Here is a 317-nt window from a genome sequence, read left to right as displayed (position 1 = left end):
ATTGATTCGAGAGTAATGATAAAAAAGCTTCTGTTTTCATTAAACTTTCAAATTATTGAGGCAAAAGATGGACTAGAAGGATGGAGTCTAATGATCAAAGAAAAACCAGATCTTGTTTTATTGGATCTATATATGCCTAATAAAAATGGTTTCGATACGCTAAAGGATATGCAGGAAGAATGGGTTGATATTCCTACCATAATTCTATCTGGTGATCATTCTAGTAAAACGATTCACTCCTGTCTTTCAAACGGAGCAACGGCTTTTATTCCAAAGCCTATAAACAAAGATGAATTCTACCGAAAGATATGTGAGCA

Annotated in this window: 1 protein-coding gene; it reads left to right on the top strand. The window is 33.8% G+C overall.

Annotation, left to right across the window (positions count from 1 at the left end; genetic code table 11):
- Positions 1 to 15: 15 nt before the first annotated feature.
- A partial coding sequence (locus tag OM075_RS25985; RefSeq protein WP_301193437.1) for a response regulator occupies positions 16 to 317 on the top strand: 302 nt, incomplete at its 3' end.

The sequence above is a fragment of the Plebeiibacterium sediminum genome (assembly GCF_026013605.1).
GTDB lineage: Bacteria > Bacteroidota > Bacteroidia > Bacteroidales > Marinilabiliaceae > Saccharicrinis > Saccharicrinis sediminus.
The sequence above is the reverse complement of the archived record's forward strand: the minus strand, read 5'-3'. Positions and strand labels throughout refer to the sequence as shown.